At 30.8% G+C, this 16,310-nt stretch carries 12 protein-coding genes; 4 read left to right on the top strand and 8 right to left on the bottom strand.

Going from position 1 to position 16,310, the window contains the following annotated elements; translation table 11 throughout:
• Nucleotides 1-120: 120 nt before the first annotated feature.
• The 3 genes from ACKTTQ_RS12985 to ACKTTQ_RS12975 all read right to left on the bottom strand — a co-directional run bounded on the left by ACKTTQ_RS12985 (nucleotide 121) and on the right by ACKTTQ_RS12975 (nucleotide 2,644).
• The gene (locus ACKTTQ_RS12985; RefSeq protein WP_093870487.1) at nucleotides 121-363 is read right to left on the bottom strand and encodes a DUF1456 family protein; all 243 of its coding nucleotides are present in this window, start codon (nucleotides 361-363) and stop codon (nucleotides 121-123) included.
• Between the two features lie 19 nt (nucleotides 364-382).
• Nucleotides 383-1,009 carry a YqaA family protein gene (locus ACKTTQ_RS12980; protein ID WP_093870488.1) on the bottom strand — a complete coding sequence of 209 codons (627 nt, stop codon included), beginning with the start codon at nucleotides 1,007-1,009 and terminating at the stop codon, nucleotides 383-385.
• Nucleotides 1,010-1,087: 78 nt separating this feature from the next.
• Nucleotides 1,088-2,644 (bottom strand): NAD(P)/FAD-dependent oxidoreductase, encoded by a 1,557-nt coding sequence (locus ACKTTQ_RS12975; RefSeq protein WP_408049432.1) that lies wholly within the window; start codon nucleotides 2,642-2,644, stop codon nucleotides 1,088-1,090.
• Between the two features lie 65 nt (nucleotides 2,645-2,709).
• Between ACKTTQ_RS12975 and ACKTTQ_RS12970 the strand changes: the two genes are divergently transcribed.
• Both ACKTTQ_RS12970 and aat read left to right on the top strand, forming a co-directional pair.
• The gene (locus ACKTTQ_RS12970) at nucleotides 2,710-4,089 is read left to right on the top strand and encodes a short-chain fatty acid transporter (RefSeq protein ID WP_408049431.1); all 1,380 of its coding nucleotides are present in this window, start codon (nucleotides 2,710-2,712) and stop codon (nucleotides 4,087-4,089) included.
• Nucleotides 4,090-4,114: 25 nt separating this feature from the next.
• Entirely contained in the window at nucleotides 4,115-4,756 is a 642-nt protein-coding gene (gene aat / locus ACKTTQ_RS12965; protein ID WP_093870491.1) for a leucyl/phenylalanyl-tRNA--protein transferase, read from the top strand.
• 1 nt (nucleotide 4,757) lies between these two features.
• On the opposite strand, the gene ACKTTQ_RS12960 is transcribed toward aat, so the two are convergent.
• The 5 genes from ACKTTQ_RS12960 to ACKTTQ_RS12940 all read right to left on the bottom strand — a co-directional run bounded on the left by ACKTTQ_RS12960 (nucleotide 4,758) and on the right by ACKTTQ_RS12940 (nucleotide 13,133).
• Nucleotides 4,758-5,246 (bottom strand): hypothetical protein, encoded by a 489-nt coding sequence (locus tag ACKTTQ_RS12960; protein WP_408049430.1) that lies wholly within the window; start codon nucleotides 5,244-5,246, stop codon nucleotides 4,758-4,760.
• A gap of 53 nt (nucleotides 5,247-5,299) precedes the next feature.
• A complete protein-coding gene (locus tag ACKTTQ_RS12955; protein ID WP_408049429.1) occupies nucleotides 5,300-6,604 on the bottom strand; it encodes a DEAD/DEAH box helicase in 1,305 nt (434 codons plus the stop codon).
• Nucleotides 6,605-6,800: 196 nt separating this feature from the next.
• Nucleotides 6,801-8,615, bottom strand: a complete 1,815-nt coding sequence (locus tag ACKTTQ_RS12950; RefSeq protein WP_408049428.1) for a Xaa-Pro dipeptidyl-peptidase — start codon at nucleotides 8,613-8,615, stop codon at nucleotides 6,801-6,803.
• An 11-nt stretch (nucleotides 8,616-8,626) separates the two neighbouring features.
• On the bottom strand, nucleotides 8,627-10,555 hold the full coding sequence (locus ACKTTQ_RS12945) for a CocE/NonD family hydrolase (RefSeq protein ID WP_408049427.1): 1,929 nt from the start codon (nucleotides 10,553-10,555) through the stop codon (nucleotides 8,627-8,629).
• 79 nt (nucleotides 10,556-10,634) lie between these two features.
• Nucleotides 10,635-13,133 (bottom strand): zinc-dependent metalloprotease, encoded by a 2,499-nt coding sequence (locus ACKTTQ_RS12940; protein ID WP_408049426.1) that lies wholly within the window; start codon nucleotides 13,131-13,133, stop codon nucleotides 10,635-10,637.
• Between the two features lie 143 nt (nucleotides 13,134-13,276).
• Between ACKTTQ_RS12940 and ACKTTQ_RS12935 the strand changes: the two genes are divergently transcribed.
• The gene (locus tag ACKTTQ_RS12935; protein WP_408049425.1) at nucleotides 13,277-13,996 is read left to right on the top strand and encodes a DJ-1/PfpI family protein; all 720 of its coding nucleotides are present in this window, start codon (nucleotides 13,277-13,279) and stop codon (nucleotides 13,994-13,996) included.
• A 247-nt stretch (nucleotides 13,997-14,243) separates the two neighbouring features.
• The gene (locus tag ACKTTQ_RS12930; RefSeq protein ID WP_408049516.1) at nucleotides 14,244-16,205 is read left to right on the top strand and encodes a protein-disulfide reductase DsbD family protein; all 1,962 of its coding nucleotides are present in this window, start codon (nucleotides 14,244-14,246) and stop codon (nucleotides 16,203-16,205) included.
• The last annotated feature ends 105 nt before the right edge of the window (nucleotides 16,206-16,310 follow it).

Here is a 16,310-nt window from a genome sequence, read left to right as displayed (position 1 = left end):
ATAAAAAAACATATTTACCTTTGTAGTATCATCACTCAGTTACTAATCTGAGAGAGAAATTTTAAGGGGAAAACAAACCTTCTAGAGTACTTCTAGAAGGTTTTATTTTTATAAAAATAGTTATTTCTTTTTTGGAGGCATTGGACCTCTTAGATGTATGATAAGTCCATTTAAAAAGTTTCGTAGTATTTGATCACCACATTCCATATATTTAGGATGGTCTTCAGCTCTAAATAAAGCACCTAATTCTCCTTTAGAAACTTTAAAATCAACCAAAGCACAAATTTCAATGATATCAGTATCGCGCAACTTATGTGCTACACGTAATTTTTTAAAAACGTCATTGTTAGATAATCCACCCATAAAGTATTTATATTTTTTATTAATTAACCATGCTAAAAATAGCCCAAGCGTAAATTGCAAAACGTAAAAAACGAAATAAACCAACAATTACTACATTTTTAAAAGGGTATTTAATCATACCAGCAGTTAAACAACTAATAGCAAAAGGTAATGGTAATAAGGCTCCGACTAAAATTAAAAAACCTCCCCATTTACTAGTGTTTTTAAGGTTTTTAGCCATTTTTACTTCTAAATAATTTCTTACAGAATCAATCTTTAAAGAAGCTCTTCCTATAAAGTAGGCGGCTAATCCACCAGAGTATGATAATACTGCTAAAATAGATAGATTTAAAACAGGACTTGAAGTCTTTTTAGACCAAGCAATAAAAATTTCAGGAGGAATTAACCCTAAAATTGTTTCAGATATAAAAAAAGTAATTAATATAGCAACTCTAGAAAAAGTTTCAGTCATGGTTTGTAAACCATCATTAATATTATAAACATATTTATTAAATAATATTAAAGCAATAACTACTCCAACTATAGGAAAAAAAGCTTTTTTTAAACTTTCCCAAATAAACATATAAAAACCAGTACGATTATAATAATTATGTAATCGTTTATAATGTGGTTTATCTATTTTCTTTTTATTCTTTTTTTGGCTCATGACGTAAATAACGAACTCAGTTTTTATAAGTTGCAAAAGTACAAGGTAATTAGAGATAAATCAAAGAAATCTTGTTAATTATAAACGTGCTATTGCAGCTTCTGCACAACGCTCTCCATCCATAGCTGCAGAAATAATTCCACCAGCATATCCACCGCCTTCACCACAAGGAAATAAGCCTTCAATTTCTGGATGCTCTAAGTTTTCTTTTCGAGGTATATTAACAGGAGATGAGGTACGTGATTCAACTCCAATAATATTTGCTTCTGCTGTATAGTATCCATGCATTTTTTTACCAAAAGCGGCAAATCCTTTACGTAACTTTCCTCCAATTAATTTAGGAAGTAGAGAATGCATTGGAGATGAGTTTATTCCTGGTTGATATGAAGTTTCGTTTAAAGAGGAAGATAATCTACCTTCTACAAAATCGGTTAATCGTTGTGCTGGCGCAACTTGGCTTCTGCCACCAGCATTAAAAGCTAATTTTTCTAAATCTTTTTGATATTGAAGCCCTTTTAAAACTCCATACTTTTCGTATTTAGGTAAGTCTTTGTCAATATTTATTTCAACTACAATACCTGAGTTAGCAAATTTGTTATTTCTGCGTGAAGGAGACATTCCATTCACAACAACCTCGCCATTAGCAGTAGCTGCAGGAACAATAAATCCACCTGGGCACATACAAAATGAGTATACTCCACGGCTCCCTACTTGATGTACTAAACTATAAGCAGCGGCTGGTAATAATTCATCTCTTTGTCCAGTACAACTATATTGAATTTGATCAATTATTTCTTGTGGGTGTTCCACACGAACTCCCATTGCAAAAGATTTTGCCTTTAATAAAATATCTTTTTTATGAAGCAATTCATAAATGTCTCTAGCAGAGTGACCTGTAGCTAAAATTACAGAATTAACGGCCATCTCAGTACCATTTTGTAATTGTATAGCTTGTAGTTTATTGTTCTTTATAATAAAATCAGTAACTCTTGTTTCAAAATGAATTTCACCACCATATTTTAAAATGTTTTCACGAATATTTTGAATTATTTTAGGTAATTTATTAGTCCCAATATGAGGATGTGCATCAATTAAAATTTCTTCAGTAGCCCCGTGATAAACTAGGTTTTCAAAAATTCTACGAACATCACCACGTTTTAAACTACGCGTATATAGTTTTCCATCGGAATAAGTACCAGCCCCACCTTCACCAAAGCAATAATTGGAATCTTCATTTACTTCATGAAATTGATTAATAGCACGTAAATCTCTACGACGGTCTTGCACATTTTTACCACGTTCTAAAACTATTGGTTTATAGCCTAATTCAATAAAGCGTAGAGCAGCATACATTCCAGCTGGTCCAAATCCTACTATATGCACTTCTTTTGCATTAGAAACATCTTTGTATTCAAAAATATAATCTGGAGTATCAGGAATAGGCTCATTTATATATACAGCTACTTTATAATTGAAAATAGTTTCTTTTTTACGTGCATCAATAGATTTACGTAGAACTTTTACAGCTGTAATATCTGTAATTGGGATTCTTAATTTTCTAGAAGCTTTCTTTTTTAGAATATCTTCTTTTCTTTCTTCTATTAAATTAACACGTAACTGTAGTTCTTTTACCATGCTGCAAAGCTAGTTAATTTTTGATTTACACTATTTGTTTATTTTAGCAAAACAAACGTAGTTTTATGAAAGTTACTCAGGTTATTGAAAATGTGTTTAAAAAGTATTTGCCATCTCCATTTACGATAGCAATTTTATTAACGTTAATAACTATCTTTTTAGCATTAATACTTACCAAACCAATTAGCACATCTACCTTTGAATATTCACTAAGCATAGTGCGTTTTTGGGAAAAAGGTATTTGGACTAACGGTTTATTGGTTTTTGCATATCAAATGATGTTAATTTTAGTGTTAGGTCATGTGTTGGTTTTAAGCACACCAGTAAGCAATTTAATTTTAAAAGTAACAAAATATTGTACTAATACTGCTACGAGTGCTGCTATAGTAAGTTGTTCTACAATGTTTATCGCTTTTTTTAATTGGGGATTAGGGTTAATTTTTGGTGCTTTATTAGCTAGAAAAGTTGCAGAGCATGCACAAAAAAATAATTTCAAATTAAATTATCCAATTATTGGAGCAGCAGGTTATGTTGGATTGATGGTTTGGCACGGAGGTATTTCTGGATCTGCTCCCATAAAAATAAACGAGAGTGGGCATATTAAAAGTATAATGCAGTCTATTTCTTCAGATGAAATATTAGTACAAATACCAAATCTTATTGATTATTCACAAACAGTATTTAGTTGGTGGAACTTAGTCATCTTTTTTATGGTGGTAATTGCTGTAACTACAACTTTTTATTTTTTAGGAAAAAGAGCAACGCCTACTAAAATAAATTTACCAGAATACGGAATGGGTAAAGAAGATAAGGGAACTACCCAAGCCGAAAAATTAGATAGTTCATCGTTATTAGCTTATGCCTTTGGTATACTAATTTTGATAACTTTTTTTTATCGTTATTTTGAAGATATTAAGAGTTTGAAAATCACACCTAACCTAATCAATTTTTTTATGTTAGGTTTAGGGATAGTATTACATGGAAGTTTTAAAAAATTCACAAGTGCAGTAACTGAATCAATAAGTGATGTGTCTGGTATTCTGATTCAGTTTCCTCTTTATTTTGGTATTATGGGAATAATGAAAAGTACAGGGATGGTTACTTTAATTTCTGACTTTTTTGTGTCAATTTCCACAACTACTACGTTACCAATTTTCACTTTTTTTAGCGCAGGTATAGTAAATGTTTTTGTTCCAAGTGGAGGCGGGCAATGGGTTGTACAAGGGCCTATTGTAGTTGAAAGTGCTTTGAAGTTAGGTGTTCCATTACCTAAAGCTATTATGGCGTTAGCCTATGGAGATCAAATAACCAATATGTTACAGCCTTTTTGGGCATTACCTCTATTAGGAATTACAAAGTTAAAAGCAAAAGAAATTTTACCTTATACATTAATTGCTATGGTAGTAGGAAGTTTAGTGTATTTAATAGGTTTAGTTGTATTTTAGCGGTGAAATTTAAGATGTTTAAATAATGATTTGGATTGGTGAAGAAATAAATTTTCCTCCGTATGAAGTAGCAAATGAAGATGGTGTATTAGCTTTTGGGGGTGATTTATCTGTTGAACGATTAATATACGCTTATAAAAAAGGAATCTTTCCTTGGTTTAATGAAGGTGAACCTATTGTTTGGTATGCTCCTCAAGAAAGAATGGTACTATTTCCAGAAGACGTAAAAGTATCTAAATCAATGAAGCAGATTCTTCGTAAAAAAGATTTTACTATTACAGAAAACAAAGTATTTGCAGAGGTTGTATTTAATTGTAAATATATTGATAGGCATGATCAATATGGAAGTTGGATTACTGATGATATGGAGCAAGCTTACATTGAATTACATAAGAAAGGGTATGCAAAGTCTATCGAAGTATGGCATTTTGATACTTCTCAAAATAAAAACAAGCTAGTTGGTGGTTTGTATGGAGTAGATTTAGGGAATGGTGTTTTCTGTGGAGAAAGTATGTTTAGTAAAGTAAGTAATATGAGTAAAGTAGCTTTTATTCATTTAGCAAAAAACTTAGGATACAAGTTAATAGACTGCCAAGTATACAATGAGCATTTGGCTAGTTTGGGTGCCTATGAAATAGATAGAAGTGATTTTTTGAAGTATTTATAAATTATACTTCTATTTCCTTTAGTATATCTAAATTATGGATAACATAAATTCTGCCATTAAAGTCATATTTTAAGCCAAAAGGAATTGAATTGTAAGCATTCAATTCTTCAGCAATTAAGATTTTTATTTTTTTTCCATTTTCAAAAGATATCTCAATTAAAGAAGGTATAAGCTTGGCTTTATCTATATGAGATATTTTAAAATCTATAATAGACGAATTTAAAACATCAATCCATCTATTATTTGCTTCCCATGATTTAATTATATCTAAACTTAAATGTGAGTTTTTTTGATATAAACCTTTTCCAAATTCAAAAAAATCATCATCCTTCCATGCTAAATGCCACCAAAAATCATTTTGCATTTGGATATTAATTGCAAAGTCAAAAGTATCAAACCCGTCAAAATAAAATTCACCTTTATTATTGTTAACTTCACTGTAAATAATTTTCTGAATCTTTTGACCAACAATTTTTTTCGATACATCCATGAAAATTTAGTTGAAATACAGAATTAAATAGAAAGTGTTAATGATTATAATAATTACTCTTTTTTATTAGGATTGTTTCTATTCCTGTTTCTATTACGATTCCTGTTTCTATTTCTTGAAGAATTAGTTCGATTCCCACTTTCATTACCACGAGGCTTAGTGTTGTTTTTTGATCGTTGTTTTGAAGGTTTCTTAACAGACATTTCTTCAACATGATCATCTTCTTCCATAAAAGGATGCTCACCAAGTCTTGGAACTTTTTGTTTTATTAGTTTTTCTATATCTTTTAAGTATGGTCGTTCTTCTGTCATACAAAAAGATAATGAAACACCACTGGCATTTGCTCTACCTGTTCTACCAATTCGATGTACATAAGTTTCAGGTATATTAGGTAGATCGTAATTGATTACTAAAGATAAATCATCAACATCAATACCACGAGCAGCAATATCTGTAGCTATTAAAACCTTTAAAGAACCATCCTTAAAAGCTTTTAAAGCTTTTTGACGCGCCATTTGTGATTTGTTTCCATGAATAGCAGCCGATTTAATACCTGCTTGTCCAAGTTTAGTTACTACTTTATTAGCACCATGTTTAGTTCTAGAAAATACTAAAACTGATTCATTAGGTTTTTCATTTAATAAATGAATTAATAACTTAGGTTTATTCTTTTTACTAACAAAATAGACACCTTGTTCAACTTTTTCGGCAGTAGCTTGTTGAGGTTTAATAGTAACACGTTCAAACTTACCTAGCATTTTTTTAGACAATTCAGCAATAGTTTGTGGCATGGTAGCTGAAAAGAAAAGAGATTGTCGTTTAGGGGGTAACTTAGCTATGATTTTTTTAATATCATGTATAAAGCCCATATCAAGCATTTGATCAGCTTCATCTAAAACAACATGTTTAAGATTACGAAATGTAATATGTCCAAGATCCATTAAATCTAACAAACGTCCTGGGGTAGCAACTAAAATGTCAACGCCATTACGTAAGGTTTTTATTTGTTGAGCAGGTTTTACTCCTCCAAAAATAACAGTATTTCTAAGATTAGTAAATTCACTATAAGCAGTAAAGCTTTCCCCTATTTGAATTGCTAATTCTCTAGTAGGAGCAACAACTAAAGCTTTTATTTTTCTTTTCCCTTGAGGTTTGGATACCTCTTTAGATAGGGTATTTATTATTGGTATTCCAAAAGCAGCTGTTTTTCCAGTTCCAGTTTGAGCTACACCAAGTAAATCAGTACCTTTTAATAAAATAGGTATTGCTTGTTCTTGAATAGGTGTTGGATTTGTATAGCCTTGTTTTTCAAGTGCTTTTAATAATGGAGCTTCTAGCCCTAATTGTTTAAATGTCATATAGCGTTCTAATACTGCAAAAGTACACTTATATTTTATAAGAAAGCTATTAAGTACTAAATAGTAAGAGAAGAGTTCTTTTTGGTAAAAATTTCAAGAAGATTTAGGATTAAAGCATAATTGAAAAGGGATGTAAATAACAAACTCGTAATTTGTTAGATTACGAGTTTGTTTATAAAAATATGAGATACTAAGTTTAGTAGCTCTTCTTAATTTGTTTTGTTCCACCAATAATTGGTAATGTTAGTTTAGTATCTTTTAAATCTACAGTTAGTTCTGTACCAGGTTTAGGTAATAATGTAAATTGACTATCACTAGAAAAAATCATCAGTCCTATTTGTTGTCCTTTTTTTATGATTTGATCATCTGGTTGTAAATCAAAAGTCATTTCATAAAACTTCCCTGGTTTTAATGGATTACTTTTTCTTAATGACTTATGGTTTTGTATATCTGCCCAACCACGCGTAATAATATTATCTGTTATTTTAGCATTGTTTGTATCGTTCCAAGGTAAAGATACCAACCATATAGATAAATTTGCAGCAGGTTTACTACTTGCAATTTTTACCGTAATACTAGGAACTCCAGAAATATGAATGTCTTCTTTTAAAATAGGAGTAACATATAATAATCTATTTTTTGATTCAGATGCTTTGGCTAATTGTTTACCTGAAAAATTATAATCATCAGTTAAAGTTTCTCTTATTTTTTTTGAGTTCTTTTTTAATTTTAATTTTCCTGTTTTTAAACCGTCTTTACCTAAGTGAAAAACAACTTCTTTAGCTTCAGGATTAGGATATTCATTATAAGCTGTTGGTTCAGTTCTTTTATCATCTTCTCTAACAATCCAAGCTCTTTTATCATTTTCAACATCGTTTTTTATTCCATGTAAATAACGTGTAAACCATCTGTTCATCATTTTAATTGGAGGTGGACCTCCATGACCATTTTGATGATAGAAAATTTGAGCAGGAATCCCCATCTCTTTTGCTCTTTTATAAATTCTATAACTATGTTCAGGCATTACATTCCAGTCGTTAAAACCATGCGACATTAATAAAGCAGCCTTCATAGGTTTCATATCATTTAAATAATCACGACCAGCCCAAAAATCATTATAATCTCCAGTTACTCTATCCATGTTATTTAGCATTTCAGTATCTCTAACTGTTTTATTGTTATAAGGTCTTTTAGCTTCATCACCACTATGAATAAAGTCATATAAAACATCAATGTCTTCTCCTAAATAACCTCCAGGAGAACGAACTAAACCGTTAGATCTGTAATAGTGATAATAAGAAGTGTTTGGTGCAATTGGTATAATGGCTTCTAAGCCCTTAACACCAGTTGTGGCTGCAGCTAATGGTATTGTTCCATTATAAGAAGTACCTGTCATACCAACTTTTCCTGTTGACCAAAACGCTGTTACAGTTTCATTACCATAAGGAGTAGTGTATCCTTTTATTCTTCCACATAACCAATCTATAACGGCTTTCGGAGCTAAAGATTCGTTATCTCCACCAACAGTAGGAGCACCTTGTGATAAACCTGTTCCAGGTGAAGATGAATGTACTACAATGTATCCTCTTGGAACCCATTTTCTAATATGTGAATTAGAAATAATTGGTCTTTTTCCTCTTCTAACTACTTCTGGATGTACAGGCCTTTCTGTTTTTTCACCAAGCTCGTGTTTTACATTCCAAAAAGCACCATCTACTTCTGGAGCTACTCCAGCGAAATACGGACTAGAAACATAGATTATTGGAAGCTTTAATCCTTGTTTTTCTGTTTGATCAGGCCTTGTTACTGCTACATGCATTCTGTCTAGTTTTCCATCACCGTCAGTATCAAATTCTGTTTCTACCCATAAGTCATGACGCAACCATTTATCCGGAGAACTAAAAGCTTCAACAATTTGAGCTTCTCCGTTTTTAAATACTGGTTTTGCTTTCTCTTGAGCGTTACTGTTTATAGTTAACGCTATAGTTAATAATAAAATTAGTTTTTTCATTTTTATTGCTATTATTTTAGAACAGAAAATTCTATACTAGAATCTGTAAATACAGAATGTGTTTGTGTTTTAAAATCTTTTTTATCCGCTTTGTAAATATTATCTACATAGGTTTGAGGATTTAAATCGATTAAAGGAAACCATGTACTTTGCACCTGAATTTGAAGTTTATGTCCTTTCTTGAATGTATGAAATACATCTTGCAATTTAATATTTACTGAAGCTTTTTTGTTAGGAGTAAAAGGCTCAGGTTTAGCAAAACTGTTTCTAAAACGTCCACGCATAATTTCACTACGTACCATAAGGTGATAGTTACTTAATTTTAAATGTGTTTGCATTTCCTTATTATCATTCTTTAAATCAGAAGGATGAACATCTATAACTTTTACAATCCAATCAGCTGCTGTTCCAGTAGTAGCAACATTTAATTTAGCTAATATATCACCAGAAAGCGTAAAGTCTTCATTTAAAACATCAGTTTCAAATACTAGAACATCAGGTCTTCTAGCTGCAAATCTTTGATCATCAGTCATGTATTTACGAGGAGTAAAAACAGTTTTTATATCTTCTGAATACGGTACAGGACGTTTAATGTCACTAATAAAATTGATTTTAGAGTTTCCTTTTTTAGAAGTTGTTAATTCTTGATTTTCAGATAAGAAAAAAGTTTCTTTTTGTGCATTTTTCGGAGGCCAAACATCATATGATTTCCATGTTTTTTTTCCTGTATCAAAGACATAAGCTTCTGGTAATCCTGAGTTTTTTGAGCCATCACCTTTTAAGAAATGATTAAAAAACTTTGTTTCTACTTCTTTTTGGAATTTTAATGAAATTGAATCCCCAAAATAATAGTTACCTACTTTATTAGGTACTATGTTTCTTGACCATCCTCCATGATCCCAAGGACCAAAAACAAGTGTGTTATAATTGTTAGGTTGATTTTTTTCTATTCCTTTATAGGTTTCTAAAGGACCATATAAATCTTCTGCATCAAACCAGCCCCCAACAACCATGGTTGCTACAGTTGAAGGTACTTTATTTAAATGTTGAATAATTCCTTTGCTTTGCCATATTGAGTCGTAATTTGGGTGCTCTACAATTTCTTTCCAGAAAAAATCATCAATACGATTTTTGTTTTCAGTTGTTTTAACATCTAATTTCTCATATTGAAAATATTCGTTTAAATTTTTTAAAGGGCCTTTGTCTAAGAAAAATTGGTATTGATCTTGGGTTTTCATATTAGGAAATGAATACCAAGCAGAATCAGTTGGTTGATCTTTATAGGTTCCAAATAAAGAGATGGCTTTAAAATAACTTAATAAGAAGGCACCGTTGTGGTGAAAATCATCAAAGAAAAAGTCACCGATACAAGCTTGTGGTGAAGCAGCTTTTAAAGCAGGATGCGCATTAATAGTTGAAACTGTTGAATAATGACCAGGATAAGAGATTCCCCAAGTACCTACTTTTCCGTTATTGTTATCTACATTCTTTACTAACCAATCAATCGTGTCATAAGTATCTGTAGTTTCATCCGATTGTTTTTCAGTTTTATTAGGAATAAAAGCACGCATATTATCATAAATACCTTCACTCATCCAGCGTCCACGAACATCTTGATATACAATAATATTTCCTTCTTTCATTAAGTTTAAGTTTGGTCCAATTTTGGTTCTAAACTTATCTTCTCCATAAGGTCTACAACTATAAGGAGTACGTTGAAACAGAATAGGGTATTTTTTAGTTGTATTTTTAGGTGAGTATATGGTAGTATGTAGTTTTGTACCATCTCTCATGGTAATTTTTACTTCTTTTTTTGTATAGTTATCTTTAACATACGTATCTTCTTGAGGTTTTGTAACAACTTCTTTTTCTGTTGTTTTTTTAGTGCACCCTATTGTAACAAAAAGAACTAGTAGTAATAATTTAAAGATTGCTTTCATAGTAGGTTAGTTGTTATTTAGTAAGTAAATATATAAAAATAACAGCAACCTTTCGATTGCTGTTGTTTTTTGTAATACATTATTTTTTAGGCTTTAAAATAGTATCAATTCTATCTGCAATATCTTGTAAATGATAACGAGTTATTGTGTTTTTTGCAGCAGGAATACTTCTTTTTACATCACGTTTTAAACGCTTTAATTCACCCCTTACTACTGCTTTAATATCAGATTGATTAATAGTAACTGCAGTTTGTTTAAAGTAACCACCACTTCTTCTTGGACTCCTTTGGTTTTTCGCTTTATTTAACAAGAAGTTTAAACGATCAATATGAGCTCTTTGTAAGTTTCTTCTATAAGTATCTATTGTTTTATTAGTGTATAACTCACTCCAAATACCTTTTCTAAGATCGCCCATCATGTTTACAATAGTGTAGGCTTTGTTTCCGTTTAAAACTTCATTTTCTATTAAACGAGTAAGTCTTCCAGTTTTTAATATTCTATTTAGCGTTCTTGTTTGTAAACTACTAATACGTTCTATTGAACCAGAATACTGTGTTTTTGAAATTATATTTTTGTTAATTAACCAGTTTGGGGTTTTAAATAATTCATTATTAATAAACTTTAAAGCTTTCTTTTGATGATTTTTAGGAACATGAACATAAACTGCACCTTTTTGATCGGAAGTTTTAAAATATTCATATACACCTCCAATATTAGAACTTACATGCCCCATATATCTATTAAACTGCCCCATTAATTGGCCATACATGGTTTTCAATTCTTTGTAATCTTCTCCATCTTCAGTAGTCCATTGTTCTAATTTAGGCAAAATACGTTGTAAGTTTTTAATACCATAAGTACTTGCTTTTATTGCATCATCACCTAAATCTTCAGTTTGTGAGCTAGGGTCAATAACATTACCAGCTTGTTGATGTCCAAATCTATAAATAGGATCGTTAGCTTTTTCAATGATCCACTTATTCAAGGTAGCTTTTTCGTTTTTTGCAGAAGTGTTTAAAATAGGTCTATACCCCCAATTAATAGCGTATTTGTCATATGGACCAATATTAGGCATCATTGCTACGCCTTTATCTTCTGGCTGTGCTACGTAGTTAAAACGGGCATAATCCATTATAGAAGGAGCTGTACCATATTTTTTTGTAAAATTAGCAGAGCGTAAAGAATCAACAGGATAAGCAACTGAACTTCCCATATTATGTGGTAATCCCATTGTATGTCCTACTTCATGTGAAGAAACAAAACGAATTAATCGTCCCATAATTGCATCCTTAAATTTGTTACTCCTTGCTTCAGGGTTAATAGCTGCCGTTTGAATAAAGTACCAGTTATGTAATAAACTCATTACATTATGATACCAATTTATGTCAGATTCTAAAATTTCACCAGAACGTGGATCACTAACATGCGGACCGTTAGCGTTAGGTATTGGTGAAGCCAAATAACGAACAACTGAATAACGAACATCTTCAGGGCTCCAGTCTGGATCTTCTTCTTTTGAAGGAGGATCTTTTGCTATGATTGCATTTTTAAAACCTGCAGCTTCAAAAGCAACTTGCCAGTCTTCAATTCCTTGTTTAATGTATTTACGCCACTTTTTAGGAGTAGCTCTATCAATATAGTAAACAATTTGTTTTTTTGGTTCTACTAATTCACCTCTTTTAAATTTTTGTAAATCTTCGTCTTTAACTTCTAAACGCCATCTATCTAAATAAGTAACAGATTTACTTTTTTGAGTATCTAAACCATAATCCGTTTGAGAGCTTGTAAACCAGCCTACACGCTCATCAAAATAACGACGCTTCATAGGAGTTTTAGGTAATAAGATCATTGAATTACTTAATTCTAATGAAACAGCACCTACACTTGCATTTGATGGAGGCTTATTTGAAACATATGTTTTTACATGACGAACTTCAATGTTTTTTGGATAACTACTCATGCGTTCTATGTATGAGCGATTTTTATCTACTTTAGAAATTTTATAAGCTTTTCTTCTAAATTGAGGAAGTCCTATAGCTTTTACATCGTTAGAGAATAAACTTGTAGCATCAATCACTGTTGCTGTAGAGTCTTTACTAAAAGCTTTAATAGGAAAAGCATATAAAATAGGTTCGAAATTTGAATTAACTACAGCTTCATGAATAGGTAAAATAGAGTCAGCAACTACATTATGAGATACTACTCTCAATAATATTTTTTTATGTTTTTTAACCCACCTTAAAACTTGAGTGTTTTGCTTTCCTCCGCCAAAACCAATACCATTGGCCGTTTTGGCTATTCGTGTAACCATTAACATTTCACGATTTAATAAAGAATCAGGAATTTCAAATAAGTATTTATTGTCTTTAGAATGGACTTTAAATAAACCGTTGTCTGTTTTGTGCTTTTTGGTAACTACTTTACCATATGGTTGTATACCTTTTTTAGTAGGCTTTTTTTTGGGAGTAGTCGTTACTTTTTTATCATTTTTTTTCTTTCTTCTTTGTGCTTCAGAGTTTAAAGTTATTCCTAAAGAAAAAAATACAAATAAAAAAGTTGAGAGTATTTTTTTTGTCATTGTGTATGTATTGAAAAAATTGGACTCGAAGTTAAGGAAAAGGCTATTGATAGGTTCTTAATTAAATGTTAAAGAGAAATTTAAACAGATTTACAGAATTGATATAAAAAATGTAATTTTAAAGCTTAATTAAAATATAAAAAATGAAGAGTATCTCTTATTTGTTACTGATAATTATATTGGTGAGCTGCAATCCTATTAAAAAAGAAGTAGTTAAAAAGGAATTTCCTAAGTTAGAAGTAGATAGGTATAATGTTGCTTTTTTAATTATGGATGGTACTTTTAATACTGAATTAACTGCTCCGTTTGATATTTTTCAGCATACTATTTTTAGAAAAGGGATTAAAGCAATGAATGTTTTTACAGTTGCTGATACAGATGATTTTATTACAACTTTTGAAGGAATGAAAATTATACCAGATTTTAATTATTTAAAAGATAGTTTACCTAAAATAGACATTTTGGTTGTACCAAGTGCCGAACATCATTTGGATACTGATTTGGACAATGAAAGTTTGATAAATTTTGTTAAAGAAGTAGCTGTAAATGCTCAATATGTAACGTCGCATTGCGATGGTGCTTTTATACTAGCAAAGGCTGATCTTTTAAAAGGAAAGGTTTCTACTACATTTCCTTCAGATATTGATAAAATGAGAGAAATGTTTCCTGATTTAGATATACGAAAAGAAGTGTTATTTGTTCATGATGGGAAGTTTATAACTTCAGCAGGGGGAGCAAAATCATTTGAAGCGGCTCTGTATTTGTGTGAATATTTATATGGTAAAGAGATAACAAAAAAGTTAGCAGGAGGATTGGTGATTGATTGGAATCTAGATGAGGTACCACATTTAATTATGAAATAAAATAATGTATTTAGACTAAAAAGTAAAGCATTTTTTAACAAAGTAGGGTAAGTAAATGTTTATTTGTTAAATAGTGAGAAATAGGTTTATACCTTTGTTTAATGAAGAAACAAGTGTAACATTTGTTACATATATTACTATCATATTTGGTAATATTGCAACTCTTGAATTTTTTAGAATTCATTTATAAAAACTAATACTAACAACACCTAACTATATGAAATCTCTTATAAATTTAAAATTTATAATTAAAACACAACTACTAGTTTTATTTTTGCTATTAGCACCTATAAAAAAAGTTAATTCTCAAATATTTGAACCAGTAAAATGGTCAACATCCGTTGAGAAAATTTCTGAAAAAGAATATAATTTAGTCGCAACTGCTGTTATTGAAAGCGGATGGAATATTTATTCTCAAAAGGTAGCTAAGGGTGGACCAATACCTACTACTTTTTTCTTTAATGAAAAAGATGGATATACTTTAATTGGAAAAACTATAGAGGAAAAAGGGCATACTAAGATGGATCCTACCTTTAACATAGAGGTGAAGTCTTTCAGTAATAAAGCAAAATTTGTTCAACGTGTTAAATTAATAAATGATAAAAAAACGATTGATGCATCTGTAGAGTTTATGGTTTGTATGGATACTAGATGTTTACCTCCAAAAGAGGTTGATTTAATTTTTGATTTAACAAAAGCAAAAAAAGTTGTTACTAAAAAAGTTAGTTCAAGTAAAAAGAATGAAAGTAAAAAAGGGCTATTAGCTATATTTTTCATAGCTTTTTTATCTGGTTTTGCAGCTTTATTAACACCTTGTGTGTTTCCAATGATTCCTATGACGGTTAGTTTTTTTACGAAGCAAAGTAAAAATAAATCACAAGGAATTAGAAATGCAATTATTTTTGGAGTATCAATAGTTGTTATTTATGTAGGAATGGGACTATTAGTATCTTTTACAGGTGAATCAGATTCATTAAATTCGTTATCTACTAATGTCTGGTTTAATTTAGTGTTTTTCTTATTGCTAGTTGTTTTTGCAGTTTCTTTTTTAGGAGCTTTTGAATTAACACTACCAAGTTCATGGAGTACTAAAATAGATGCTCAGGCTGATAGAGGAGGCTTAACTGGAATCTTTTTTATGGCATTGGCATTGGCAATTGTGTCATTTTCATGTACAGGACCAATTGTAGGAACTTTATTGGTTGAAGCAGCAACAAAAGGAGGAATTGCCCCAGTAGTTGGAATGTTAGGGTTTTCATCGGCTATTGCCTTACCATTTACATTATTTGCTATTTTTCCTGGTTGGATGAATTCATTACCAAAATCAGGAGGCTGGTTAAATACCGTAAAAGTAGTTTTAGGGTTTTTAGAGTTAGCATTAGCTTTTAAATTTTTATCGAATGCTGACATGGTATTAGACTTACATTTATTAGAACGTGAAGTGTTTTTAGCTATATGGATAGCGATTTTCGCTGCACTTTCATTGTATTTATTTGGTAAAATTCAATTACCACATGATTCACCACTTAAGCATATTTCTGTTGGGAGATTAAGTTTAGGATTATTATCATTAGGGTTTACAGTATATATGTTGCCAGGTTTATGGGGAGCTCCATTAAATTTAATAAGTGCTTTCCCTCCTCCACAAGATTATAGTGAATCTCCATATGGAGTTGGTTATCAAAAATTAGCAACTATTAAAAATGTAGTAACTAATTCTGAATCTTCAAAGACCTCGCATAGTGGTTTACCAGATGGAGCACACATGAAGCCACCATATGATATCTTAGTTTTTAATGATTATGATAAAGGTTTGGCATATGCTAAAGAAGTAAATAAACCAGTATTAATAGATTTTACAGGAAAGGCATGTGTAAATTGTAGAAAAATGGAGCAAAATGTTTGGGCTAAGGATAAAGTTTTATCGGTGCTTAAAAATGATGTAGTATTAATTTCTTTATATGTAGATGATAAAAGGGCTCTTGAGGAAGATGAAGTTGTTGAGTCAAAATTACGACCAGGGAAGAAATTACGTTATATTGGGCAAAAATGGAGTGAATTACAAACAATTAAATACAAAACGAACTCACAACCTTATTATGTATTAATGGATGCCAAAGGAGAAAATTTAATTGATCCTGTAGCATATACACCAAACGTAGATGAATATCATAACTGGTTAAAAACAGGAATAGCTGCTTATAAATAGAGAAAAAACAATTAAAATATATAAAGCCTCATTATTTCATAATAATGAGGCTTTTCTTTTAAAGCTATAAAGAGAAACAATAAACTAAAACATCGTACCTTTGCA

The sequence above is a fragment of the Tenacibaculum halocynthiae genome, assembly GCF_964512825.1.
Classification (GTDB): Bacteria; Bacteroidota; Bacteroidia; order Flavobacteriales; family Flavobacteriaceae; genus Polaribacter; species Polaribacter halocynthiae.
This window is presented reverse-complemented; position numbering and strand designations above follow the sequence as displayed.